The 22,257-nt window shown below is 71.6% G+C and carries 21 protein-coding genes and 1 riboswitch; of the genes, 19 read left to right on the top strand and 2 right to left on the bottom strand.

Translation table 11 applies throughout. The annotated features are described in order from the left end of the window. Window positions 1-107: 107 nt before the first annotated feature. Window positions 108-245 (bottom strand): hypothetical protein, encoded by a 138-nt coding sequence (locus J7I97_RS38800; protein WP_251051662.1) that lies wholly within the window; start codon window positions 243-245, stop codon window positions 108-110. Here J7I97_RS38800 and J7I97_RS23140 point away from each other — a divergent pair, their 5' ends adjacent. The 16 genes from J7I97_RS23140 to J7I97_RS23215 all read left to right on the top strand — a co-directional run bounded on the left by J7I97_RS23140 (window position 246) and on the right by J7I97_RS23215 (window position 17,419). Continuing rightward, window positions 246-1,862, top strand: a complete 1,617-nt coding sequence (locus tag J7I97_RS23140; protein WP_308365987.1) for a DUF5941 domain-containing protein — start codon at window positions 246-248, stop codon at window positions 1,860-1,862. Then, on the top strand, window positions 1,859-2,611 hold the full coding sequence (locus J7I97_RS23145; RefSeq protein WP_214937950.1) for a sugar phosphate nucleotidyltransferase: 753 nt from the start codon (window positions 1,859-1,861) through the stop codon (window positions 2,609-2,611). The genes J7I97_RS23140 and J7I97_RS23145 overlap by 4 nt, the downstream gene beginning before the upstream one ends. Then, window positions 2,599-3,660 (top strand): iron-containing alcohol dehydrogenase family protein, encoded by a 1,062-nt coding sequence (locus tag J7I97_RS23150; RefSeq protein ID WP_214937952.1) that lies wholly within the window; start codon window positions 2,599-2,601, stop codon window positions 3,658-3,660. Before J7I97_RS23145 ends, J7I97_RS23150 begins: the two co-directional genes overlap by 13 nt. Continuing rightward, window positions 3,638-4,417: a CDP-alcohol phosphatidyltransferase family protein gene (locus tag J7I97_RS23155; protein ID WP_214937954.1), complete on the top strand. Its 780-nt coding sequence runs from the start codon at window positions 3,638-3,640 to the stop codon at window positions 4,415-4,417. Before J7I97_RS23150 ends, J7I97_RS23155 begins: the two co-directional genes overlap by 23 nt. Window positions 4,418-4,425: 8 nt before the next feature. Continuing rightward, window positions 4,426-5,298, top strand: coding sequence for a glycosyltransferase (locus J7I97_RS23160; RefSeq protein ID WP_251059098.1), 873 nt, complete (start codon window positions 4,426-4,428; stop codon window positions 5,296-5,298). Between the two features lie 96 nt (window positions 5,299-5,394). After that, window positions 5,395-6,324: an ABC transporter permease gene (locus tag J7I97_RS23165; protein WP_214937958.1), complete on the top strand. Its 930-nt coding sequence runs from the start codon at window positions 5,395-5,397 to the stop codon at window positions 6,322-6,324. Further along, on the top strand, window positions 6,317-7,099 hold the full coding sequence (locus tag J7I97_RS23170) for an ABC transporter ATP-binding protein (protein WP_214937959.1): 783 nt from the start codon (window positions 6,317-6,319) through the stop codon (window positions 7,097-7,099). The genes J7I97_RS23165 and J7I97_RS23170 overlap by 8 nt, the downstream gene beginning before the upstream one ends. Window positions 7,100-7,468: 369 nt before the next feature. After that, window positions 7,469-8,383 (top strand): squalene synthase HpnC, encoded by a 915-nt coding sequence (gene hpnC / locus J7I97_RS23175; RefSeq protein WP_214938033.1) that lies wholly within the window; start codon window positions 7,469-7,471, stop codon window positions 8,381-8,383. Further along, complete coding sequence (hpnD, locus tag J7I97_RS23180; RefSeq protein WP_214937961.1) at window positions 8,380-9,360, top strand: presqualene diphosphate synthase HpnD; 981 nt, start codon at window positions 8,380-8,382, stop codon at window positions 9,358-9,360. The genes hpnC and hpnD overlap by 4 nt, the downstream gene beginning before the upstream one ends. After that, window positions 9,360-9,656, top strand: coding sequence for a hypothetical protein (locus tag J7I97_RS23185; RefSeq protein WP_214937963.1), 297 nt, complete (start codon window positions 9,360-9,362; stop codon window positions 9,654-9,656). Before hpnD ends, J7I97_RS23185 begins: the two co-directional genes overlap by 1 nt. After that, window positions 9,653-11,032 (top strand): hydroxysqualene dehydroxylase HpnE, encoded by a 1,380-nt coding sequence (gene hpnE, locus J7I97_RS23190; RefSeq protein WP_214937965.1) that lies wholly within the window; start codon window positions 9,653-9,655, stop codon window positions 11,030-11,032. Before J7I97_RS23185 ends, hpnE begins: the two co-directional genes overlap by 4 nt. A 53-nt stretch (window positions 11,033-11,085) precedes the next feature. Next, window positions 11,086-12,186, top strand: coding sequence for a polyprenyl synthetase family protein (locus tag J7I97_RS23195; protein ID WP_374103656.1), 1,101 nt, complete (start codon window positions 11,086-11,088; stop codon window positions 12,184-12,186). Between the two features lie 118 nt (window positions 12,187-12,304). After that, complete coding sequence (shc, locus tag J7I97_RS23200; RefSeq protein ID WP_214937970.1) at window positions 12,305-14,320, top strand: squalene--hopene cyclase; 2,016 nt, start codon at window positions 12,305-12,307, stop codon at window positions 14,318-14,320. Then, entirely contained in the window at window positions 14,320-14,973 is a 654-nt protein-coding gene (locus tag J7I97_RS23205) for a 1-hydroxy-2-methyl-2-butenyl 4-diphosphate reductase (RefSeq protein ID WP_214937971.1), read from the top strand. Before shc ends, J7I97_RS23205 begins: the two co-directional genes overlap by 1 nt. A gap of 5 nt (window positions 14,974-14,978) precedes the next feature. Further along, a complete protein-coding gene (hpnH, locus tag J7I97_RS23210; protein ID WP_214937973.1) occupies window positions 14,979-16,010 on the top strand; it encodes an adenosyl-hopene transferase HpnH in 1,032 nt (343 codons plus the stop codon). Continuing rightward, the gene (locus J7I97_RS23215; protein WP_214937975.1) at window positions 16,007-17,419 is read left to right on the top strand and encodes an aspartate aminotransferase family protein; all 1,413 of its coding nucleotides are present in this window, start codon (window positions 16,007-16,009) and stop codon (window positions 17,417-17,419) included. Before hpnH ends, J7I97_RS23215 begins: the two co-directional genes overlap by 4 nt. A 30-nt stretch (window positions 17,420-17,449) precedes the next feature. Here J7I97_RS23215 and J7I97_RS23220 read toward each other — a convergent pair whose 3' ends face one another. Next, window positions 17,450-18,256 carry a tyrosine-protein phosphatase gene (locus tag J7I97_RS23220; protein WP_214937977.1) on the bottom strand — a complete coding sequence of 269 codons (807 nt, stop codon included), beginning with the start codon at window positions 18,254-18,256 and terminating at the stop codon, window positions 17,450-17,452. 278 nt (window positions 18,257-18,534) lie between these two features. Then, a riboswitch (cyclic di-AMP (ydaO/yuaA leader) is annotated at window positions 18,535-18,741 on the top strand. 4 nt (window positions 18,742-18,745) lie between these two features. Between J7I97_RS23220 and J7I97_RS23225 the strand changes: the two genes are divergently transcribed. The 3 genes from J7I97_RS23225 (at window position 18,746) to J7I97_RS23235 (ending at window position 22,152) form a co-directional block, all read left to right on the top strand. After that, window positions 18,746-19,768, top strand: a complete 1,023-nt coding sequence (locus J7I97_RS23225) for a LysM peptidoglycan-binding domain-containing M23 family metallopeptidase (RefSeq protein WP_214937979.1) — start codon at window positions 18,746-18,748, stop codon at window positions 19,766-19,768. A 168-nt stretch (window positions 19,769-19,936) separates the two neighbouring features. Continuing rightward, window positions 19,937-20,746 (top strand): SGNH/GDSL hydrolase family protein, encoded by an 810-nt coding sequence (locus J7I97_RS23230; RefSeq protein WP_214937981.1) that lies wholly within the window; start codon window positions 19,937-19,939, stop codon window positions 20,744-20,746. 206 nt (window positions 20,747-20,952) lie between these two features. Next, on the top strand, window positions 20,953-22,152 hold the full coding sequence (locus J7I97_RS23235; RefSeq protein WP_214937983.1) for an MBL fold metallo-hydrolase: 1,200 nt from the start codon (window positions 20,953-20,955) through the stop codon (window positions 22,150-22,152). Window positions 22,153-22,257 lie beyond the last annotated feature (105 nt).

Below are 22,257 nucleotides of genomic sequence, written 5' to 3' on the forward strand. Positions count from 1 at the left end.
AGCCTCTGCCGACGTGCTGCCGCCCCACCAGGCGCCCGTTCCGCGTTCATTGCAAGGAGTGAGTTCGTCTGCCGACCGTCATCCTCACCGGCCTGCCGGTCCCCGGATCACCGCTCGCGGACGGGCTGCGCTCGCTCGGCTTCGACGTCCGCTCCGCCGTCGGGCCTGAAGACATCGCCGCCGCACTGGCCGGCGTACCCGCCGACCAGCGGGTCGCCGTCGTGGACAGCGCCTTCGTCGGACATGTGCACGCGCTGCGCCTCGCTCTGACCGACCCGCGCTTCGACGCCTGCGCCGTGACCGGCGCCTTCGCCGTCCAGCCGGGGGCCCGCGCGGCCCTCGACCGGGCCGCGGCCCTCCCGGCCGTGCTCTCCGGCGACGGCTCCGCCCCCTACGCCGACCGGCTCGCCGCCGCCGTCGAGGCCGCCGGGACAGCCGTCCAGCGCCCCGAGCTCGGCTCGCTGGTCGCCGCCGTGCCCGCCACCACCGCGGAGCGCGACGCGGCCGTCGCCGCCGTCGCCGCCGTGGACGACGAGGCCGTCCGGCTGCGCACCGCCGTGAAGTCCCGCGACGGCTTCTTCACCACCTTCTTCATCAGCCCGTACTCGCGCTACATCGCCCGCTGGTGCGCGCGCCGCGGCCTGACCCCGAACCAGGTCACCACCGCCTCGCTGATCACCGCGCTGATCGCGGCCGGCTGCGCCGCTACGGGGGAGCGCTGGGGCTACGTCGTGGCCGGCGTGCTGCTGCTCTTCTCCTTCGTCCTGGACTGCACCGACGGGCAGCTCGCCCGCTACTCGCTCCAGTACTCGACGATGGGCGCCTGGCTCGACGCGACCTTCGACCGCGCGAAGGAGTACTCCTTCTACGCCGGCCTCGCGCTCGGCGCCGCCAGGAACGGCGACGACGTCTGGGCCCTCGCGCTCGGCGCCATGATCCTCATGACCTGCCGGCACGTCGTGGACTTCGCCTTCAACGAGGCCAACCACGACGCCACCGCCAATACGAGTCCCACCGCCGCGCTCTCCGACAAGCTGGACAGCGTCGGCTGGACGGTCTGGGTCCGGCGGATGATCATCCTGCCGATCGGCGAGCGCTGGGCGATGATCGCGGTCCTGACCGCCGTCACCACCCCGCGGATCGTCTTCTACGCCCTCCTCATCGGCTGCGCGTTCGGCGCCCTCTACACCACCGCCGGCCGGGTCCTGCGCTCGCTGACCCGCAAGGCGAAGCGCACCGACCGCGCCGCCCAGGCCCTCGCGGACCTCGCCGACTCGGGCCCGATCGCCGAGCTCGCGGGCCGTGTGGTCGGCCGGATGGCCCCGGGAGCGGGCATCGCCGCCGCCGTCATCGGCTCGGTCGCCCTGCTGTGGACGGCCTGGGCGTACGAGTTCGGCGCCCGCCAGGTGATCATCGCCGCCGCGTTCTACGCCGTACTCGCCGGAGCGGCCGTCGCCCGCCCCCTCAAGGGCGCCCTCGACTGGCTCGTGCCCCCGGTCTTCCGGGCCGCCGAGTACACGACCGTGCTGATCCTCGCCGCCAAGGCGGACGTCCCCGGGGCCCTTCCCGCGGCATTCGGACTGGTCGCGGCGGTCGCCTACCATCACTACGACACGGTGTACCGCATTCGCGGAGGCACCGGCGCGCCCCCGCACTGGCTGGTGCGGACGATCGGCGGCCACGAAGGCCGGGTACTGCTGACCGCGGTGCTGGCCGCCGTCCTGGCGACGCGCGACACGGACTTCCCCGTCGCACTCACGGCTCTGGCCGTGTTCGTGGCACTCGTGGTGCTCGTGGAGAGCATCCGCTTCTGGGTCTCCTCCGGAGCACCCGCCGTACATGACGAAGGAGAACCAGCATGATCGGCCTTGTACTCGCGGCCGGTGCCGGACGCCGCCTGCGTCCCTACACCGACACCCTGCCCAAGGCCCTCGTGCCCGTCGGTCCCGAGGGCCAGGAGGACAGCCTCACCGTCCTCGACCTGACCTTGGGCAACTTCGCCGAGGTCGGCCTCACCGAGGTCGCGATCGTCGTCGGCTACCGCAAGGAAGCCGTGTACGAGCGCCGGGAGGCCCTGGAGGCCAAGTACGGCGTCAAGATCACGCTGATCGACAACGACAAAGCCGAGGAGTGGAACAACGCCTACTCCCTGTGGTGCGCGCGTGACGTCCTCAAGCAGGGCGTGATCCTCGCCAACGGCGACACCGTCCACCCGGTCTCCGTCGAGCAGACCCTGCTCGCCGCCCGCGGCAACGGCCAGAAGATCATCCTCGCGCTGGACACGGTCAAGCACCTGGCCGACGAGGAGATGAAGGTCGTCACCGCCGACGGCCAGGGTGTCCGGCGGATCACCAAGCTGATGGACCCGGCCACCGCCACCGGCGAGTACATCGGTGTCACCCTCATCGAGCCCGACGCCGCCGAGGCGCTGGCCGAGGCGCTGAAGACGACCTTCGAGCGCGACCCCGACCTCTACTACGAGGACGGCTACCAGCAGCTGGTCAACGACGGCTTCACGATCGACGTGGCCCCCATCGGCGACGTCAAGTGGGTCGAGATCGACAACCACGACGACCTCGCCAAGGGCCGGACGATCGCATGCCAGTACTGACGCGGCTCATCCCCTCGCCGGTCGTCGTCGACATCAGTCGCGGCGCCATGGACGACCTGGCCGGCCTCCTGGCCGACCAGCGGATCTCCGCGTCCGGCAAGCTGGCGATCGCGATCAGCGGCGGCTCCGGCGTGGCGCTGCGCGCCAGGCTGGAGCCCGTGCTGCCGCACGCCGACTGGTACCCGGTCGTCGACGGCACCATCGACTCCGCGGTCAAGCTGGCCGACGACATAAAGGGCCGCCGCTACGACGCAGTCGTGGGCCTGGGCGGCGGCAAGATCATCGACGTGGCGAAGTACGCCGCGGCGCGGGTCGGCCTGCCCATGGTGGCCGTCGCCACCAACCTCTCGCACGACGGCATCTGCTCGCCGGTCGCCACCCTGGACAACGACAACGGCCGCGGCTCCTACGGAGTGCCCACGCCGATCGCCCTGGTGATCGACCTCGACGTGGTGCGTGACGCCCCCGTCAGGTTCGTCCGCTCCGGCATCGGCGACGCCCTGTCCAACATCTCGGCGATCGCCGACTGGGAGCTCTCGCACGAGATCACCGGTGAGCCCGTCGACGGCCTGGCCGCCGCGATGGCCCGTACCGCCGGAGAGGCCGTACTGCGCCATCCCGGAGGGGTCGGCGACGACGAGTTCCTCACGGTGCTCTCCGAGGCCCTGGTGCTGACCGGCATCGCCATGTCGATCAGCGGGGACACCCGCCCCGCCTCCGGCGCCTGCCACGAGATCAGCCACGCCTTCGACCTGCTCTACCCGGGGCGCTCCGCGCTCCACGGCGAGCAGGTCGGCCTCGGCGCCGCCTTCGCGATGCACCTGCGGGGCGCCAAGGAGCAGTCCGGCCTCTTCGCCGAGGTGCTGCGCGGACACGGACTGCCCGTGCTGCCCGAGGAGATCGGGTTCAGCGTGGACGAGTTCGTCGCGGCCGTCGAGTACGCCCCCCAGACCCGCCCGGGACGTTTCACGATCCTGGAACACCTCAACCTGTCCGCCGCCGAGATCAGGGACGCTTACTCCGACTATGCCAAGACCATCCGTAGCTGAACTCCGGCCCGTCGTTCACCCGCCGGGCGTCAAGGACCGGCGCAGCGGCGAGCACTGGGGCGGGCGCCTCTACATGCGCGAGATCTCCCTGCGCATCACCCGCGTCCTGGTGAACACCAAGGTCACGCCGAACCAGCTGACCTACGTGATGACCCTCGCGGGCGTCCTGGCCGCCCCGGCCCTGCTGGTGCCGGGCATCTGGGGCGCCGTCCTCGGTGTGGTGATGGTCCAGCTCTACCTGCTGCTCGACTGCGTCGACGGTGAGGTCGCCCGCTGGAAGAAGCAGTTCTCGCTCTCCGGGGTGTACCTGGACCGGGTCGGCGCCTACCTGTGCGACGCCGCGGTCCTGGTCGGCTTCGGCCTGCGCGCCGCGGACCTGTGGGGCAGCGGGCGCATCGACTGGCTGTGGGCCTTCCTCGGCACCCTCGCGGCGCTCGGCGCGATCCTGATCAAGGCCGAGACCGACCTCGTCGGTGTCGCCCGGCACCAGGGCGGGCTGCCGCCGGTCAAGGAGGCGGCGGCCGAGCCGCGCTCGTCCGGCATGGCGTTCGCCCGCCGGGCCGCCGGCGCGCTGAAGTTCCACCGGCTGATCCTCGGCATCGAGGCGTCGCTGCTCATCCTGCTGCTGGCCGTCCTGGACCAGGTCCGGGGCGACCTGTTCTACTCCCGGCTCGGTGTCGCCGTGCTGGCGGGCATCGCGCTCCTGCAGACACTGCTGCACCTCGTGTCGGTCCTCGCTTCGAGCAGGCTGCGGTGAGCACCCCGATGCGGCTGGGCGCCGTGATCATCACCATGGGCAACCGCCCCGACGAGCTCAAGGCGCTCCTCGACTCGGTGGCCCGGCAGGAAGGCGCCCCCGTCGAGGTGGTCGTCGTAGGCCAGGGTGTGAAGGTCACCGGGCTGCCCGACGGCGTCCGCACGGTCGATCTGCCCGAGAACCTGGGCATTCCGGGCGGCCGTAACGTCGGCATCGAGGCCTTCGGCCCCGGCGGCAGCGACGTCGACGCCCTGCTGTTCCTGGACGACGACGGGCTGCTGGAGCGCACCGACACCGCCGAGCTGTGCCGGCAGGCCTTCGCCGAGGACCCCGAGCTCGGGATCGTCAGCTTCCGGATCGCCGATCCGGACACGGGCGAGACCCAGCGCCGGCACGTGCCCCGGCTGCGCGCCGCCGACCCGATGCGCTCCTCCCGCGTGACCACCTTCCTCGGCGGCGCCAACGCCGTCCGCACGAAGGTGTTCGAGCAGGTCGGAGACCTGCCTGGGGACTTCTTCTACGCCCACGAGGAGACCGATCTGGCCTGGCGGGCGCTCGACGCCGGGTGGCTGATCGACTACCGCGCGGACATGGTGCTACTGCACCCGACGACGGCCCCGTCCCGGCACGCGGTGTACCACCGTATGGTGGCCCGCAACCGGGTCTGGCTCGCCCGCCGGAACCTGCCGGCCCCGCTGGTCCCGGTCTACCTGGGAGTCTGGCTCCTGCTGACGCTCCTGCGCAGACCCTCGGTGCCCGCACTCAAGGCCTGGTTCGGCGGGTTCAAGGAGGGATGGACCACACCCTGCGGTCCACGGCGCCCCATGAGGTGGCGTACGGTCTGGCGGTTGACCCGGCTCGGCCGACCGCCTGTCATCTGACAAGCTCGAGTCTGGGAGCATGGGTCCCTCGCGGGTCCCGTGCCCTCAGGCCGGATCCCCCTTCTGCCGCATCTTGAAGACGGAAAGTTTCAACTTGTGAGTGACACAACCCACGACAGCGCCCTCGCCACGAGCAAGCCGCTGTCCGAAGACGCGGGACTGAGTCCCGCGGAGCTCGCCAGGAAGTACGGCCTTTCTGTCAGCGGCGCCAGGCCCGGCCTGGGCGCGTACGTGCGGCAGCTCTGGGGCCGGCGCCACTTCATCATGGCTTTCTCGCGGGCCAAGCTGGTCGCGCAGTACAGCCAGGCGAAGCTCGGGCAGATCTGGCAGGTGGCGACCCCGCTGCTGAACGCCCTGGTGTACTACCTGATCTTCGGGCTCATCCTGAACGCCAGCCGGGGCATGGAGAAGGATGTCTACATCCCCTTCCTGGTGATCGGCATCTTCGTCTTCACGTTCACGCAGAACTCGCTGATGGCGGGTGTCCGGGCGATCCCCGGCAACCTCGGCCTGGTGCGCGCCCTGCACTTCCCGCGCGCCTCGCTGCCGATCTCGTTCTCGATGCAGCAGCTCCAGCAGCTGCTGTACTCGATGCTCGTCGTGCTCGTGGTCGCCGGCGCCTTCGGGAACTACCCGACCTGGTCGTGGCTGCTGCTCATCCCGGCACTGGTGCTGCAGTTCGTCTTCAACACCGGCCTCGCAATGATCTTCGCGCGGATGGGTGCCAAGACCCCCGACCTCGCGCAGCTGATGCCCTTCCTCACTCGCACGTGGATGTACGCCTCGGGCGTCATGTTCTCGATCAGCGAGATGCTCAAGGACAAGCCCCAGTGGATCGCCGACGTGCTCCAGTGGAACCCTGCGGCGATCTTCATGGACCTGGTCCGCTTCGCCCTCATCGCCGACTACGGCCGCGAGAACCTGCCGCCGCACGTCTGGGCCTTCGCAGCCGGCTGGGCGCTGCTGATCGGCGTCGGCGGATTCGTGTACTTCTGGAAGGCTGAGGAGCGTTACGGCCGTGGCTGAGATCAACAAGAGCAACGTCCCCACCGTCATCGCCGACGACGTCCACATCGTCTACCGCGTGAACACCGGCACCTCCGGCAAGGGCAGCGCCACGGCGGCGCTGAGCAAGATACTTCGCCGCGGCAAGGGCGACGCACCGGGTGTCCGCAAGGTCCACGCCGTGCGCGGCGTCAGCTTCACGGCGTACCGGGGCGAGGCCATCGGCCTCATCGGTTCCAACGGCTCGGGCAAGTCGACCCTGCTGCGCGCCATCGCGGGCCTGCTGCCCTGCGAGTCCGGCAGGGTCTACACCGACGGCCAGCCCTCGCTGCTGGGTGTCAACGCGGCGCTGATGAACGACCTGACCGGTGAGCGCAACGTGGTCCTCGGCGGCCTCGCGATGGGCATGACCCGCGAGCAGATCAGGGAGCGCTACCAGGGCATCGTCGACTTCTCCGGCATCAACGAGAAGGGGGACTTCATCTCCCTGCCGATGCGCACGTACTCATCGGGCATGGCCGCGCGCCTGCGCTTCTCGATCGCGGCGGCCAAGGACCACGACGTCCTGATGATCGACGAGGCCCTCGCCACCGGCGACCGCAAGTTCCAGGTCCGCTCCGAGGCCCGCATCCGCGAACTCCGTGAGAAGGCCGGCAGCGTCTTCCTCGTCAGCCACAACAACAAGTCCATCCGCGACACCTGCGACCGGGTGCTGTGGCTGGAGCGCGGCGAGCTCGTCATGGACGGGCCCACCGAAGAGGTCGTCTCCGCGTACGAGAAGGCCACCAGCGCCTGACCGGCCGGTCCGGACAAGGCCTCCGCAGGCCCCTGCCGCTCCCCGCGGCGGGGGCCTCGGCGTGCCGGGGATACAGACCCGCACGACATTCGGTAGTGGAGCGAATACCCGTTGGGCCCGTGCGGCGTTGTACAGCGTAAGCTGGAGCAGTCCTGAATCGCGGCAAGAGGGGACGATTCCCCGCAGGTGAAAAGGCCTGGGACACCCCGGGGAAAGTCCGGCGGCGTGTCCGAAATAGGATGACTTGGGTCGGCAGTGTAGAACGGGAGATGTGACGGCAATGGCTACGGGAATTCTCCGGCCCCCAGGCACTGTGGCCGTCCCCGCCCCAGGCGGCGGGCGGTGACCCCGGAGCACGGCATCCGCACTGTGTCCCCGGCGGCGGCCGACGCCGTCCACGCGCGCGCCACCCTCGGCAAGGCCGCGGCGGAGAACTTCCCCGTCGCCCCCTCCTTCCTTCCCCGCGCCTGGCGCGAAGGCCTCATGGCGGTCTACGGATACGCCCGGCTGGTCGACGACATCGGCGACGGCGACCTCGCCCCCGGCGGCCGCGACGCCGTCCTCCTCGGCCTCGACCCGGCCGCCGTGGACGACCGGCTCGCCATGCTCGACGCCTTCGAGGCCGACCTGCTGCGCGTGTTCGGCGGCACGGACGGCCCCCCGCGCCATCCGCTCCTGCTGGCCCTCCAGCCCGTCGTCCGCACCCACGGCCTCACCCCCGAGCCCTTCCTCGGGCTCATCGAAGCCAACCGCCAGGACCAGCGGGTCACGCGCTACGAGACCTACGGGGACCTCCTCGGCTACTGCGAGCTGTCCGCGAACCCCGTGGGCCGGCTCGTGCTGTCCCTCACCGGGGCCAGCAGCCCCGAGCGGATCCGCCGCTCCGACGCCGTCTGCACCGCCCTGCAGATCGCCGAACACCTCCAGGACGTCGCCGAGGACCTCGGCCGGGACCGGATCTACCTCCCGGCCCAGGACATGCGCCGCTTCCACGTGACCGAGGCCGACCTCGAGGCCCCCACGGCCGGAGCGTCCGTACGCGCCCTGATCGCCTTCGAGACGGAACGCGCCCGCGACCTCCTGAATGAAGGCACCCCGCTCGTGGGTAGCGTGCACGGCAGGCTCCGGCTGCTGCTCGCGGGCTTCGTGGGAGGAGGGCGCGCCGCCCTCCGGGCCGTCACCGCCGCCGGCTTCGACGTACTTCCCGGCCCGCCCAAGCCCACCAAGAGCGGCCTGCTCCGCGAGGTGGCCGCCGTCCTGCGCACAGCGCCGAGAAAGGGGTGAGCCCGACCGTGGAGGGCCCCACACACGCATCCACACCGGCTGCGCCGTCCGCACCGGTCCTCGCGGCCTACAGCTACTGCGAGGCCGTCACCGGCGCGCAGGCACGCAACTTCGCCTACGGCATCCGGCTGCTGCCCACCGACAAGCGGCATGCGATGTCCGCGCTGTACGCCTTCTCCCGGCGCGTCGACGACATCGGCGACGGCACGCTGCCCGCCGAGGCCAAGCTGGCCCGCCTGGAGGAGACCCGCGCCCTGCTGGGCCGGATCCGGGCGGAGGAGATCGACGAGGACGACACCGACCCGGTAGCCGTTGCTCTCGCGCACGCCGCGCGCCGCTTCCCGATCCCGCTCGGCGGCCTCGACGAACTCATCGACGGAGTCCTCATGGACGTCCGCGGCGAGAACTACGAGACCTGGGACGACCTCAAGGCCTACTGCCGCTGCGTCGCCGGAGCCATCGGCCGGCTCTCGCTCGGCGTGTTCGGCACGGTGAACACCGGGGGCCTCGGCGCGCCCGACGCCGCGCGCGCCGGCGAGTACGCCGACACGCTGGGCCTCGCCCTGCAGCTCACCAACATCCTCCGCGATGTCCGCGAGGACGCCGCCAACGGGCGTACGTACCTCCCCGCCGAGGACCTCGCCAAGTTCGGCTGCTCCGAAGGCTTCCACGGCGACCGGGCCCCGGCCGGCTCCGACTTCGCCGGGCTCATTCACCACGAAGTCCGGCGCGCCCGCGCCCTGTTCGTCGAGGGCTACCGGCTGCTGCCCATGCTCGACCGGCGCAGCGGCGCCTGCGTCGCCGCCATGGCCGGCATCTACCGGCGCCTCCTCGACCGCATCGAGCGGGAGCCCGAGGCCGTACTCCGAGGCCGCGTCTCGCTGCCGCCGCACGAGAAGGCGTACGTCGCCGTACGCGGCCTCTCCGGCCTGGACGCGCGGACCATTTCACGCCAGAGCACGCGGAGGCGGACCTGATGACCTCGACGACGCCCGCCCCGGCGCTGCTCGCCCCGGCCGCGCCCGCCCCGGCGCCGCTCGTCCTGGCGATGCCCGCCTCGGTGCCGCCCCGGGCGATGCCTGCCCTGGCGCCGCTCGTCCTGGCGATGCCCGCCTCGGTGCCGCCCCTGGCGACGCCCGCCCCGGCGCTGCTCGCCCCGGCGCCGTGCCGCTTCGTGCGGGCAACCGCGGCGCGGGCTGCCGCGTCTGCGCGTATGGGGTCCGCGCGTACGGGCGCCCGGGCCGGCGGTCGTACGACGGGGGAGGACGCATGAGCGGCAGCGACCAGCGTGCCGTCGTCGTCGGCGGCGGCCTCGCCGGGGTGACGGCCGCCCTCGAACTCGCCGACGCGGGCCTCAAGGTCACCCTGCTCGAAGGGCGCCCGCGCCTCGGCGGCCTCGCCTTCTCCTTCAAGCGCGGCGAACTCACCGTGGACAACGGCCAGCACGTCTACCTGCGCTGCTGCACCGCCTACCGGTGGTTCCTTGACCGGGTCGGGGGCGCGGACCTGGCCCCGCTCCAGGACCGGCTCGACGTGCCCGTGCTCGACGCCGCCCACCCCCGCGGACCGCGGCTCGGCCGGCTGCGCCGCAGCGCCCTGCCCGTACCGCTGCACCTGGCCGCCTCCCTGGCCCGCTACCCGCACCTCTCCCTCGCCGAGCGGGCGAGCGTCGGGCGCGCCGCCCTCGCGCTGCGTCGCCTCGACCCGGCCGACCCGGCGCTGGACGGCCTGGACTTCGCGACCTGGCTCGGCCGCTACGGCCAGTCCCCCCGCACCATCGAGGCCCTGTGGGACCTCGTCGGCATCGCCACCCTCAACGCCACCGCCGACCAGTCCTCGCTGGGCCTGGCCGCCATGGTCTTCAAGACGGGCCTGCTCTCCGAGAACGGCGCCGCCGACATCGGGTGGGCCAAGGTCCCGCTGGGCGACCTGCACGACACCCTCGCCCGCAAGCAGCTCGACGCGGCCGGCGTACGCACCGAACTGCGCACCCGGGTCACCGCCGTCTCCCGGACGGACGACGGGAACTGGCGCGTGGACACCGAGGACGAGTCGCTCGACGCGGGCACCGTCGTCCTCGCCGTCCCGCAGCGCGAGGCCCACGGACTGCTCCCGGCCGGGGCGCTGGCCGACCCGGACAAGCTCCTCGACATCGGCACCGCGCCCATCCTCAACGTCCACGTCGTCTACGACCGAAGGGTGCTCAAGCGGCCCTTCTTCGCCGCGCTGGGCTCCCCGGTCCAGTGGGTCTTCGACCGCACCGACGCCTCCGGGCTCACCGACGGCGGTCAGTACCTGGCCCTGTCCCAGTCCGTCGCCCAGGAGGACATCGACGAGCCCGTCTCGGTCCTGCGGTCCAAGTACCTCCCCGAACTGGAGCGGCTGCTGCCCGCCGCACGCGGCGCGAAGGTCCGGGACTTCTTCGTCACCCGGGAGCGGACGGCCACCTTCGCCCCCACCCCCGGCGTCGGCCGGCTGCGCCCCGGCGCGCGGACCGACACGCCGGGGCTCTATCTGGCCGGTGCGTGGACCGCCACCGGTTGGCCCGCGACCATGGAGAGCGCCGTCCGGAGCGGGCTGAGCGCGGCACACGCCGCACTCGCCGCTCTCGGCCGTCCCCGCGAACACCCTCTGCAGGAGGCGGCATGACGACCATCACAGGCACAGCACACGCAACACGTACAGGAACCAGAGGAGAGCCAGTGAACCCGGGGAATCCGGCTGTCGAGAACACGGATGACAGTGTGGGCGCAGCCGGAGGGGGAGCGGAGAAGGCGGACACGCTCGCTCTCCTGGAGCGCGGCCGCACGCTGTCCACGCCCGTGCTCCGCGCCGCCGTAGACCGGCTCGCGGCGCCCATGGACACCGTCGCCGCCTACCACTTCGGCTGGATCGACGCCCAGGGCAACCCGGCGGACGGCGACGGCGGCAAGGCCGTGCGCCCCGCCCTCGCACTGCTCTCCGCCGAGGCCGCGGGCGCCGCGGCCGAGGTCGGCATTCCGGGTGCGGTCGCGGTCGAGCTCGTGCACAACTTCTCACTGCTGCACGACGACCTGATGGACGGCGACGAGCAGCGCCGCCACCGCGACACGGTGTGGAAGGTGCACGGCCCGGCCCTCGCGATCCTCGTCGGTGACGCGCTGTTCGCCCTCGCCAACGAGGTGCTGCTGGAGCTCGGCACGGTGGAGGCGGGCCGCGCGGCGCGCCGGCTGACCACGGCCAGCCGCAAGCTGATCGACGGCCAGGCCCAGGACATCTCGTACGAGCACCGCGAGCGCGTCAGCGTCGAGGAGTGCCTGGAGATGGAGGGCAACAAGACCGGCGCCCTGCTCGCCTGCGCGGTCTCCATCGGCGCGGTCCTCGGCGGCGCCGACGACCGTACGGCCGACAAGCTGGAGGAGTACGGCTACCACCTCGGCCTCGCCTTCCAGGCCGTCGACGACCTGCTCGGCATCTGGGGCGACCCGGAGTCCACCGGCAAGCAGACCTGGAGCGACCTGCGCCAGCGCAAGAAGTCCCTGCCCGTCGTCGCCGCCCTCGCGGCCGGCGGACCCGCCTGCGAGGAGCTCGGCCGGCTGCTCACCGCCGACGCCAAGAGCAACGACTTCGAGAACTTCTCGGAGGAGGAGTTCGCGGCCCGCGCGGCACTCATCGAGGAGGCGGGCGGCCGCTCGTGGACCGCCGAGGAGGCACGCCGCCAGCACGCGATCGCGATCCGCGCGCTGGACGACGTGGACATGCCGCAACGCGTGCGCGACCAGCTCATCGAGCTGGCCGACTTCGTCGTCGTGCGCAAGAGGTGATTGCCACCCGAGCTCGTATATGAATCGCAGTCGCCGGCCGGCGTTACCAGTGAGTAGTGCCGGCCGACGGCAGACCCCAGCACAGCAGAGGACACGACACTGCACGTAAGGGGAAGCCATGACAGCGACGACCGACGGCGGCGGTTCCCCCGGTGGGGGGCCCGCCCGCGAGCCGGCCAGTACGACCGGCCTGACGCAGGGCGTCCACGACGCCGCGGCGCGGGCCACGCGTAACCTGCTCGAACGCCAGGACCCCGAGGGCTGGTGGAAGGGCGACCTGGAGACCAACGTCACCATGGACGCCGAGGACCTGCTGCTGAGGCAGTTCCTCGGCATCCGGGACGAGGCCACCACGCGGGCCGCCGCCCTGTTCATCCGGGGCGAGCAACGGGACGACGGCACCTGGGCCACCTTCCACGGCGGCCCTCCCGAACTCTCCGCCACCATCGAGGCGTACGTCGCCCTGCGCCTCGCCGGTGACGCGCCAGACACCCCCCACATGGCCCGCGCCTCGGCCTGGATCCGGGCCCACGGGGGCATCGCCGCCGCCCGGGTCTTCACCCGGATCTGGCTGGCCCTGTTCGGCTGGTGGGACTGGGAGCACCTGCCCGAACTCCCGCCCGAACTGGTCTTCCTGCCGCCCTGGGTGCCGCTCAACATCTACGACTTCGGCTGCTGGGCCCGCCAGACTATCGTCCCGCTGACAGTCGTCTCCGCGCTGCGGCCGGTCCGCCCGGCCCCCTTCGTGCTGGACGAACTGCACACCGACGCGCGGGTGCCAAACCCGGCCAAGCGGCCCGCCCCGGTGGCCAGTTGGGACGGGGTCTTCCAGCGGATGGACAAGGTCCTGCACGTCTACCGGCGGTTCGCCCCGCGCCGGCTGCGCAAGGCGGCGATGACGACCGCCGCCCGCTGGATCATCGAGCGCCAGGAGAACGACGGCTGCTGGGGCGGGATCCAGCCGCCCGCCGTGTACTCCGTCATCGCCCTCCACCTGCTCGGCTACGACCTCAAGCACCCCGTGATGCGGGCCGGCCTGGAGTCCCTGGACCGGTTCGCCGTGTGGCGCGAGGACGGCGCCCGGATGATCGAGGCCTGCCAGTCCCCGGTCTGGGACACCTGCCTCGCCGCCATCGCGCTGGCCGACGCGGGCCTGGCCCCCGACCACCCGGCCCTGGTGAAGGCCGCCGACTGGATGCTCGGCGAGGAGATCGCCCGCAGCGGCGACTGGGCGGTGCGGCGGCCCGGGCTGGCCCCCGGCGGCTGGGCGTTCGAGTTCCACAACGACAACTACCCCGACATCGACGACACCGCCGAGGTGGTCCTCGCCCTGCGCCGGATCAAGCACCCGGAGCGGGCGCGGGCCGAGGCCGCCATCGCCCGCGGGGTGTCCTGGAACCTCGGGATGCAGTCGAGGAACGGGGCCTGGGGCGCCTTCGACGCCGACAACACCAGCCCCTTCCCGAACAGGCTGCCCTTCTGCGACTTCGGCGAGGTCATCGACCCGCCCTCGGCGGACGTCACCGCGCACGTCGTGGAGATGCTCGCCGTCGAGGGGAAGGCCGCCGACCCCCGGACCCGGCGCGCCATCGCCTGGCTGCTGGCCGAACAGGAGCCGAGCGGCGCCTGGTTCGGCCGCTGGGGTACCAACTACGTGTACGGGACGGGGTCGGTGGTGCCGGCCCTGACGGCCGCCGGCTTCGACCCGGCGCATCCCGCGATCCGGCGGGCCGTGCGCTGGCTGGAATCCGTACAGAACGGGGACGGGGGGTGGGGCGAGGACCAGCGCTCCTACAAGGACCCCTCATGGGCCGGGAAGGGTGCCTCCACCGCCTCGCAGACGGCATGGGCGCTGATGGCCCTGCTGTCGGCCGGCGAGCGGGACGGGAAGGCCGTCGAGCGGGGCCTCGCCTATCTGGTGGAGACCCAGGGGGGCGACGGGACCTGGGACGAGCCGTACTTCACCGGCACCGGCTTCCCCTGGGACTTCTCCATCAACTACCACCTGTACCGGCAGGTGTTCCCGCTCACCGCCCTCGGCCGCTATCTGTACGGGGAGCCGTTCGGCCCCGGCGGCCGGTACGGCACCGCTGCCGCGGGGCACGGCGGCGGGGGCCTGGCCGGGGAGGGCTGATGGGCGACCGAGCCGATCCCGCCCTCCCGCTGCTCGTCGCCTGCGCGCTGCGCATCGAGCGGGCGGCCCTGCGCGGCGGCGGCGAACGCGGTGCTCGCCGTGCCCCGAAGGGGTACACCGTGCTGCGCACCGGTATGGGCCCGCGCGCGGCCGAACGGGCGCTCGACCGCGCGCTGGCCGAGCCGGGCATGGGCGAGGCGGCCGTCCTCGCCACCGGGTTCTGCGCCGGGCTGGCTCCCGGCATGAGCCCGGGCGACCTGATCGTCGCCGAGGAGACCCGGGACCCTCGCGGGACCGTCCCCTGCGACGGGACGGCCCTGCTCGCCGAGGCACTGGCCCGGGCCGCCCCCGGCCGGACCGTGCACCTCGGCGCACTGACCGGATCCGACCATGTCGTCCGCGGCCAGGAGCGTGCGCAGCTGCGCGCCACCGGCGCCATCGGGGTGGACATGGAGTCGGCGGCCACCCTCTGGACCGCGACCCGGGGCGCGAGCCGTCCGGTTGCGGCTGTCCGGGTGGTCGTAGACGCTCCGGAGCACGAGCTCGTCCGTATCGGCACGGTCCGCGGTGGAATATCGGCCTTCCGTGTTCTCCGTGCCGTACTGCCCGCGTTTTATGACTGGCACCGTTCGTTGCTGCTCCCCAGGAGGTGAGCCAGATGGCCATGCCGTTGCGACAGTCCATCAGGGTCGGGACCTATCTTCTCGAACAGAAGCTCCGCAAGCGTGAGAAGTTCCCGCTGATCGTCGAACTGGAGCCGCTCTACGCCTGCAACCTGGCCTGTGAGGGATGCGGGAAGATCCAGCACCCGGCCGGGGTCCTCAAGCAGCGCATGCCGGTCGCCCAGGCGGTCGGAGCCGTCCTGGAGTCCGGCGCGCCCATGGTGTCGATCGCGGGCGGCGAGCCCTTGATGCACCCGCAGATCCACGAGATCGTGCGCCAGTTGGTGGCGAAGCGGAAGTATGTCTTCCTCTGCACCAACGCCATGCTGCTGCGCAAGAAGATCGAGAAGTTCACCCCGTCCCCGTACTTCGCCTTCGCCGTGCACATCGACGGCCTGCGCGAGCGGCACGACGAGTCGGTGGCCAAGGAGGGCGTCTTCGACGAGGCGGTCGCGGCCATCAAGGAGGCGAAGAAGCGCGGGTTCCGGGTCACCACCAACTCCACCTTCTTCAACACCGACACCCCGCAGACGATCATCGAGGTGCTCAATTACCTCAATGACGACCTCAAGGTCGACGAGATGATGATCTCGCCCGCCTACGCCTACGAAAAGGCTCCCGACCAGGAACATTTCCTTGGAGTCGAACAGACCCGCGAGCTCTTCAGGAAGGCCTTCGCGGGCGGCAACCGGCGGCGCTGGCGGCTCAACCACTCCCCGCTCTTCCTGGACTTCCTGGAGGGCAAGGTGGATTTCCCCTGCACCGCCTGGGCGATTCCGAATTACTCCCTCTTCGGCTGGCAGCGCCCCTGCTACCTGATGAGCGACGGGTACGTGACGACGTACAAGGAGCTGATCGAGGACACCGACTGGAGCAAGTACGGCCGCGGAAGGGACCCGCGCTGCGCGAATTGCATGGCGCACTGCGGCTACGAGCCCACCGCCGTCCTCGCCACCATGGGCTCGCTCAAGGAATCCCTGCGCGCGGCCCGGGAGACGGTGAGCGGCAACCGGGACACGTCGGCATGACGCCGGCGTCAGGAGGGGACGGGGGGCGCAAGGGCTTCGACCTCGGCGCCCTGCTGGCCGAGCGCGGCGGGGAGCGGTACGAGCTGCACGCCCGGCACCTCAACCACCAGCTGCCCCGGATGCTGCACACCATCGGCTTCGACAAGGTCTACGAGCGGGCCGAGGGGGCCCACTTCTGGGACGCCGAGGGCAACGACTACCTCGACATGCTGGCCGGGTTCGGGGTGATGGGCCTGGGCCGGCACCACCCGGTGGTCCGCCAGGCCCTGCACGACGTCCTGGACGCCCAGCTCGCCGACCTCACCCGCTTCGACTGCCAGCCGCTGCCCGGACTGCTGGCCGAGAAGCTGCTCTCGTACAGCCCGCACCTGGACCGCGTCTTCTTCGGCAACAGCGGCACCGAGGCGGTGGAGACGGCCCTGAAGTTCGCCCGGTACGCCACCGGGCGGCCCAGGATCCTCTACTGCGACCACGCCTTCCACGGGCTGACCACGGGCTCCCTCTCCGTAAACGGGGAGGGTGGCTTCCGCGACGGCTTCGCGCCGCTGCTGCCCGACACCAAGATCGCGCTCGGTGACCTGGCCGCCCTGGAGCGCGAGCTGCGGCGGGGCGACGTGGCCGCCTTCGTCGTCGAGCCGATCCAGGGCAAAGGGGTGCTCGCGCCGCCGCCCGGCTTCCTGCTCGCCGCGCAGGAACTGCTGCACCGGCACAAGGCGCTGCTCATCGCGGACGAGGTGCAGACCGGCCTCGGACGTACCGGTGACTTCTACGCGTACCAGCACGAGCCGGGCGTGGAGCCCGACCTGGTCTGCGTGGCCAAGGCGCTGTCGGGCGGCTATGTGCCGGTCGGGGCGACCCTGGGCAAGGACTGGATCTTCAAGAAGGTCTACTCGTCCATGGACCGCGTGCTGGTGCACTCCGCCAGCTTCGGGTCCAACGCGCAGGCGATGGCGGCCGGGCTGGCGGTCCTCTCGGTGATGGAGGACGAGCGGGTGGTGGCCAATGCCCGTGCGACGGGTGACATGCTTCGCGGGCGGCTCGCGGCGCTGGTGGACGAGTACGAGCTGCTGCACGAGGTGCGGGGGCGCGGGCTGATGGTCGGCATCGAGTTCGGCCGGCCGTCCTCGCTGGGGCTGCGCAGCCGGTGGGCCATGCTCCAGGCGGCCCGCAAGGGGCTGTTCGCGCAGATGGTGGTGGTGCCGCTGCTGCAGAAGCACCGGATCCTCACGCAGGTCTCCGGCGACCATCTGGAAGTGATCAAGCTGATTCCGCCGCTGATCGTGGACGAGGCCGACGTCGACCGGTTCGTCGGCGCCTTCCGGGAGGTCATGGACGAGGCGCACGGCGGGGGCGGGCTGATGTGGGACTTCGGCAGGACGCTGGTGAAGCAGGCCGTCGGCAACCGCTGACGGCCTGCCCCGGCGGGCGGCGGGCCCCCGTCAGACGAGGAGCCGGTCGCGCAGCCGGTCGAGGGTCTCGGGCGTGAGCCCGAGGCCCTCCGCCAGGTAACCGTCGACGGTGCCCCAGGTCGTCTCCATGGTCTCGAAGGCCGCGGTCAGGTACTCGGCGCGGGCGTCGAAGAGCGGGGCGAGCAGCTCCATCACCTCCGGGGAGCGGGCCTCCTGCGTGGTTCCGCTGCGGCGCACCCGGTAGCGGCGGTGCGGGGCGTTGGACTCCAGGTAATCCGCCACGATCGCCTCGCGCTCGACACCGAGGGCGAGCAGGGTGACCGCGATCGACAGGCCGGCCCGGTCCTTTCCGGCCGCGCAGTGCATCAGCGCGGGGACGCTGTCGTCGGCGAGGGCGTGCACGACCCGGCTGTGCTCGGCGGTGCGGTCCCTGATGATCCCGCGGTACGAGCTCGACATCCGGGCGGCGGCCTTCCCGTCGCCGAGGATCCCGCGGAGCTGGTCGAGGTCGCCGTCGCGGACCATCGTCCAGAACTCCCGGCCGTCGGCCGGATCGGACAGCGGGATGTTCACGTTCCGGACGCCGGGCAGTTCGACGTCCGCGCCCTCCAGGGCGTGATCGGCGCCATTGCGGAAGTCGAAGATGGTGTGCAGGCCGAGCGATGTGAGGAACTCTGCATCGGTTTCGGTGGCATGTGCGAGATGTCCGCTTCGGAAGAGTCGTCCCGGCCTGACCCTTCGCCCGTCCGTGGTCGGCAGCTCGCCCACATCACGGAAATTGCGCACTCCGGACAGTTCCGGCTCCGTGTATGGGGGCTGAGGTATCTGCTGGGTCACGGGAACTCCTCCGCGTCGTCGTCGGGTGTCCGAATTGCACCGCTAGACACCAACTTGCCATATACGGAGCCGTGATTGAGCGCTTCCCCGTGAGCCAGATCATACGGTGACCGTGAGTGCCTGATCGCTAAGGCTTAATTCCCTTGCCAGGGGGGTTGTTGAACGGTCGGAACGGACGCAGGGTGACGGGAATTCCATCAATCCCTCGTACCTGCTATTCCGTCAGGAAATTCATGGCTTGTTTGGTGTGGCCGGACTGGATTACCTTCGCGGTCAATCCGGGTGGACCGCCGAATCCTGCCGCCGCCCGGGACCGCACCCGACTATCAGCGCGCGCGGCAGGAGCGGGGGAACCAGGTAAGCCGCTGTTCCGGATCTTTATACCGGGACAGCTCGGGGTGAAGTCGTACATGTGCTGTTCATGTACGACCGGACATCTCCAGTCCGAACCCGACAGCTCACCTCGCAGGCGACGGAGAGGAATTGGCCATGCCTGCAAAGGGTAAGCACCGCCGTCCCAAGTCCGGTTCGATATCCCGCGGTTTCGCCGTCGCCGGAACCGGTGGCGCGGCCCTCGCGCTGCCGCTGATGGGTGCTGCCGGCGCCCACGCGGCCGGCGCCCCGGCCGTGGCCCCGGCCGTGGCCCCGGCCGTGGCCCCCTTCGCGGCTTCCGCGCAGGCGGCTCAGGCCCCGGCGTCGCTTCAGGCCGCGCCCGCCGCCGCGCAGGCCGCCCCGACCGTCTACACGGTCGTGCCGGGCGACTACCTCTCGAAGATCGCCGCGGACCGCCACCTCTCGGGTGGCTGGGAGCGGCTCTACGAGGACAACCGTGAGGCGGTCGGCGCCAACCCGTCGCTGATCCACCCGGGTCTGAAGCTGACGCTGGGCGCGAAGGGCGAGGCCCCGGCCGAGTCGGCGCCGGCGTCGAAGCGGGCCGAGCGGTCCTCGGACTCCGGTTCCAAGGCTGCCGCGGCGCCCGAGGCCAAGGCCCCCGCCAAGGCCCCCGCCAAGGCCCCTGCCAAGGCGCCCGCCAAGGCCGCTCCGGCCGAGAAGCCGGCGGGCTCTTCCGCGTCCACCTCCACCGGTACGTCGGCCAAGACCTCGGCCGCCGGCTTCGTCGCCCCGGTCAGCGGCGGGATCTCCACCCAGTACAAGACCCCGGGCGCCATGTGGTCCTCCGGTTACCACACCGGCGTCGACTTCATCGCGAGCTCCGGCACCAGCGTCAGGGCGGTCGGCGCGGGCACCGTCGTCTCCGCCGGATGGGGCGGCGCGTACGGCAACGAGGTCGTCATCCGGCACGCCGACGGCAACTACTCCCAGTACGGCCACCTGTCCCAGCTGTCCGTCTCGGTCGGCCAGAGCGTCACCGGCGGCCAGCAGATCGGCCTCTCCGGCTCCACCGGCAACTCGACCGGCCCGCACCTGCACTTCGAGATCCGCACCGGCCCGTCCTACGGTTCGGACATCGACCCGCTGGCCTACCTCCGCTCGAAGGGCGTGAGCATCTGACGGCAGCCGCCGTCGGAGAGGTACGACAGACCGGCGTGAGGCCGGGACCCGAGGGGGGTCCCGGCCTCACGCGCTGTTATTCCGGACTGACCGGGTGGTATAGATCACGGTCCGTCAACCCCTCCTACGGTGGCGTAGGTCACGTGTCGGGGTGAAAGATATGGTCCCGTGGCAGCGACGACGACGACACTCACGACCATCGGCTCGTACGCGGCGATCGGGGACAGCTTCACCGAGGGCGTAGGGGACCCGGGACCCGGGGAAACGTTTCTCGGCTGGGCGGACCGGCTGGCCGTACTCCTGGCCGATCAGCGCGAGGAACACGACTTCAGGTACGCGAACCTCGCCGTACGGGGACGCCTCCTCGACCAGATCGTGGCCGAACAGGTCCCGCGGGCCAAGGCGCTCGCGCCCGACCTGGTCACCTTCTGCGCGGGCGGCAACGACATCATCCGGCCCGGCAGCGACCCGGACGACGTGGCCGAGCGGTTCGAGGCCGCCGTCGCCGACCTCACCGGGGCCGTCGGCCAGGTCATGATCACCACCGGTTTCGACACCCGGGGCGTACCGGTCCTCAAGCACATCCGGGGCAAGGTCGCGACGTACAGCGCACACGTGCGCGCCATCGCCGACCGGTACGACTGCCCGGTGCTCGACCTCTGGTCGCTGAAGTCCGTACAGGACCGGCGGGCCTGGGACGCGGACCGGCTGCACCTCTCACCCGAGGGGCACACGCGGGTCGCGCTGCGCGCCGCCCAGGTGCTCGGCCTGGAGGTGCCCGCCGATCCCGACCAGCCGTGGCCGCCGCTGGAGCCGCGCGGCTCGGTGGACGTCACGCGGGACAACATCCAGTGGGCGCGGGAGTACCTGGTGCCGTGGATCGGCAGGCGGTTGCGCGGGGAGTCCTCCGGGGACCACGTCGAGGCCAAGCGGCCGGACCTGCTGCCGCTGCAGGGCTGCCGGGCCGTAGGGCTGTAGGGATGCACGACTGCAGGGACGCGGGGGGCTGTAGGGACGCAGGGCTGTAGGCATGCGGGCTGTAGGCATGCGGGGCTGTAGGGCTGTGGTGGGGCGGTAGGGCCGGGGACAGTGGGGGACCGGAAGCGGAATCCTTGGGGGCCGGTGTGCGTTGGGATGGTCGTAGAAGGTACGACCGTCCTGCCCCCACCCTCCCAGGAGGCGCCTTGACCGGCTCCCGTCCCTTGCGTCCACGGCTGCGCGCCCTGCGGCCCGAAGCCTTCGGCGCGGACCCGTCCGGCGAACGGCTGGAGCGGATCCGCCGCTCGCCGAACTTCGCCGACGGCGTCTTCCAGAACCCGGTCGGGGCCAGGACCAGGCCATCCGGCTCCATGGTGGAGTTCGCCAAGATCTACTTCCACAAGGAGCAGAGGGCGCGGCGCAACCCGGGCGCGCCGATTCCGGTGTACCCGACGACTCTGGCGGAGCTGGCGAAGCCGCCGGTCAGCGGGTTGCGTCTGACCTGGATGGGGCATTCCAGCGTGCTCGCGGAGATCGACGGGCGCCGGGTGCTGTTCGACCCGGTGTGGGGAGAGCGTTGCTCTCCCTTCCCGTTCGCGGGGCCGAAGCGGCTGCATCCGGTGCCGGTGCCGCTGGCCTCGCTGGGGGAGGTCGACGTCGTGGTGATCTCGCACGACCACTACGACCACCTCGACCTGCCGACGATCAAGGCCCTGGCCGGTACGAACACGGTCTTCGCGGTGTCGCTGGGGGTCGGGGCGCACCTGGAGCGCTGGGGCGTCCCGGCGGACCGGCTGCGCGAGCTGGACTGGAACGAGAGCACCAAGGTCGCGGGGCTCTCGCTGACGGCGACCCCGGCCCGGCACTTCTGCGGGCGCGGGCTGCGGAACCAGCAGTTCACCCTGTGGGCCTCCTGGGTCGTGGCCGGTGATGAGCACCGGATCTTCCACAGCGGGGACACCGGGTACTTCCCCGGCTTCGAGGAGATCGGCACGGCGCACGGGCCCTTCGACGCGACGATGATCCAGATCGGGGCGTACTCGGAGTACTGGCCCGACATCCACATGACGCCGGAGGAGGGCATGCGGGCCCACCTCGACCTCCAGGGCGGCGTGCCGCACGGCACGATGCTGCCGATCCACTGGGGCACCTTCAACCTGGCCCCGCACCCGTGGGACGAGCCGGGCGAGGGCACGGTGGCGGCGGCGGAGACAGTCGGGGCCGCCATTGCCCTGCCAGTGCCGGGCGAGCCCTTCGAACCGGCCGCCGAAAACCGTCCGGCCCAGCCGTGGTGGCGCCCGTTCGCGGCCGCGGGGCCGCCCGCACCCCTCACGGCATCCCGGCCGACCGGCCTGGCGAAGCCGCCGGCTGTGGTCCGGGAGGAGCCGGAGGCCGTGGGGACGTAGGGGCGCGGGCGCGGGGTTCGGTACGGGGTCCGGCGGGGCGGATTTCGGGTGTGTGCGCCGGGCCGGATGTGCCGGAGCGCGCGGGGGCGTGCGCGCTCCCCGCGC

The sequence above is a fragment of the Streptomyces sp. ISL-87 genome (genome assembly GCF_018614095.1).
Classification (GTDB): Bacteria; Actinomycetota; Actinomycetes; order Streptomycetales; family Streptomycetaceae; genus Streptomyces.

Excerpts from the sequence above, each read along its gene's own strand:
- J7I97_RS38800 (WP_251051662.1), bottom strand. The coding sequence starts at position 245 with ATGTCCGACGAAGGCGCTGTCCACGACGGCGACCCGCTGGTCGGCGGG.
- J7I97_RS23145 (WP_214937950.1), top strand. The coding sequence starts at position 1,859 with ATGATCGGCCTTGTACTCGCGGCCGGTGCCGGACGCCGCCTGCGTCCC.
- J7I97_RS23150 (WP_214937952.1), top strand. The coding sequence starts at position 2,599 with ATGCCAGTACTGACGCGGCTCATCCCCTCGCCGGTCGTCGTCGACATC.
- J7I97_RS23155 (WP_214937954.1), top strand. The coding sequence starts at position 3,638 with ATGCCAAGACCATCCGTAGCTGAACTCCGGCCCGTCGTTCACCCGCCG.
- J7I97_RS23160 (WP_251059098.1), top strand. The coding sequence starts at position 4,426 with ATGCGGCTGGGCGCCGTGATCATCACCATGGGCAACCGCCCCGACGAG.
- J7I97_RS23185 (WP_214937963.1), top strand. The coding sequence starts at position 9,360 with ATGACCTCGACGACGCCCGCCCCGGCGCTGCTCGCCCCGGCCGCGCCC.
- hpnE (WP_214937965.1), top strand. The coding sequence starts at position 9,653 with ATGAGCGGCAGCGACCAGCGTGCCGTCGTCGTCGGCGGCGGCCTCGCC.
- shc (WP_214937970.1), top strand. The coding sequence starts at position 12,305 with ATGACAGCGACGACCGACGGCGGCGGTTCCCCCGGTGGGGGGCCCGCC.
- J7I97_RS23205 (WP_214937971.1), top strand. The coding sequence starts at position 14,320 with ATGGGCGACCGAGCCGATCCCGCCCTCCCGCTGCTCGTCGCCTGCGCG.
- hpnH (WP_214937973.1), top strand. The coding sequence starts at position 14,979 with ATGGCCATGCCGTTGCGACAGTCCATCAGGGTCGGGACCTATCTTCTC.
- J7I97_RS23215 (WP_214937975.1), top strand. The coding sequence starts at position 16,007 with ATGACGCCGGCGTCAGGAGGGGACGGGGGGCGCAAGGGCTTCGACCTC.
- J7I97_RS23225 (WP_214937979.1), top strand. The coding sequence starts at position 18,746 with ATGCCTGCAAAGGGTAAGCACCGCCGTCCCAAGTCCGGTTCGATATCC.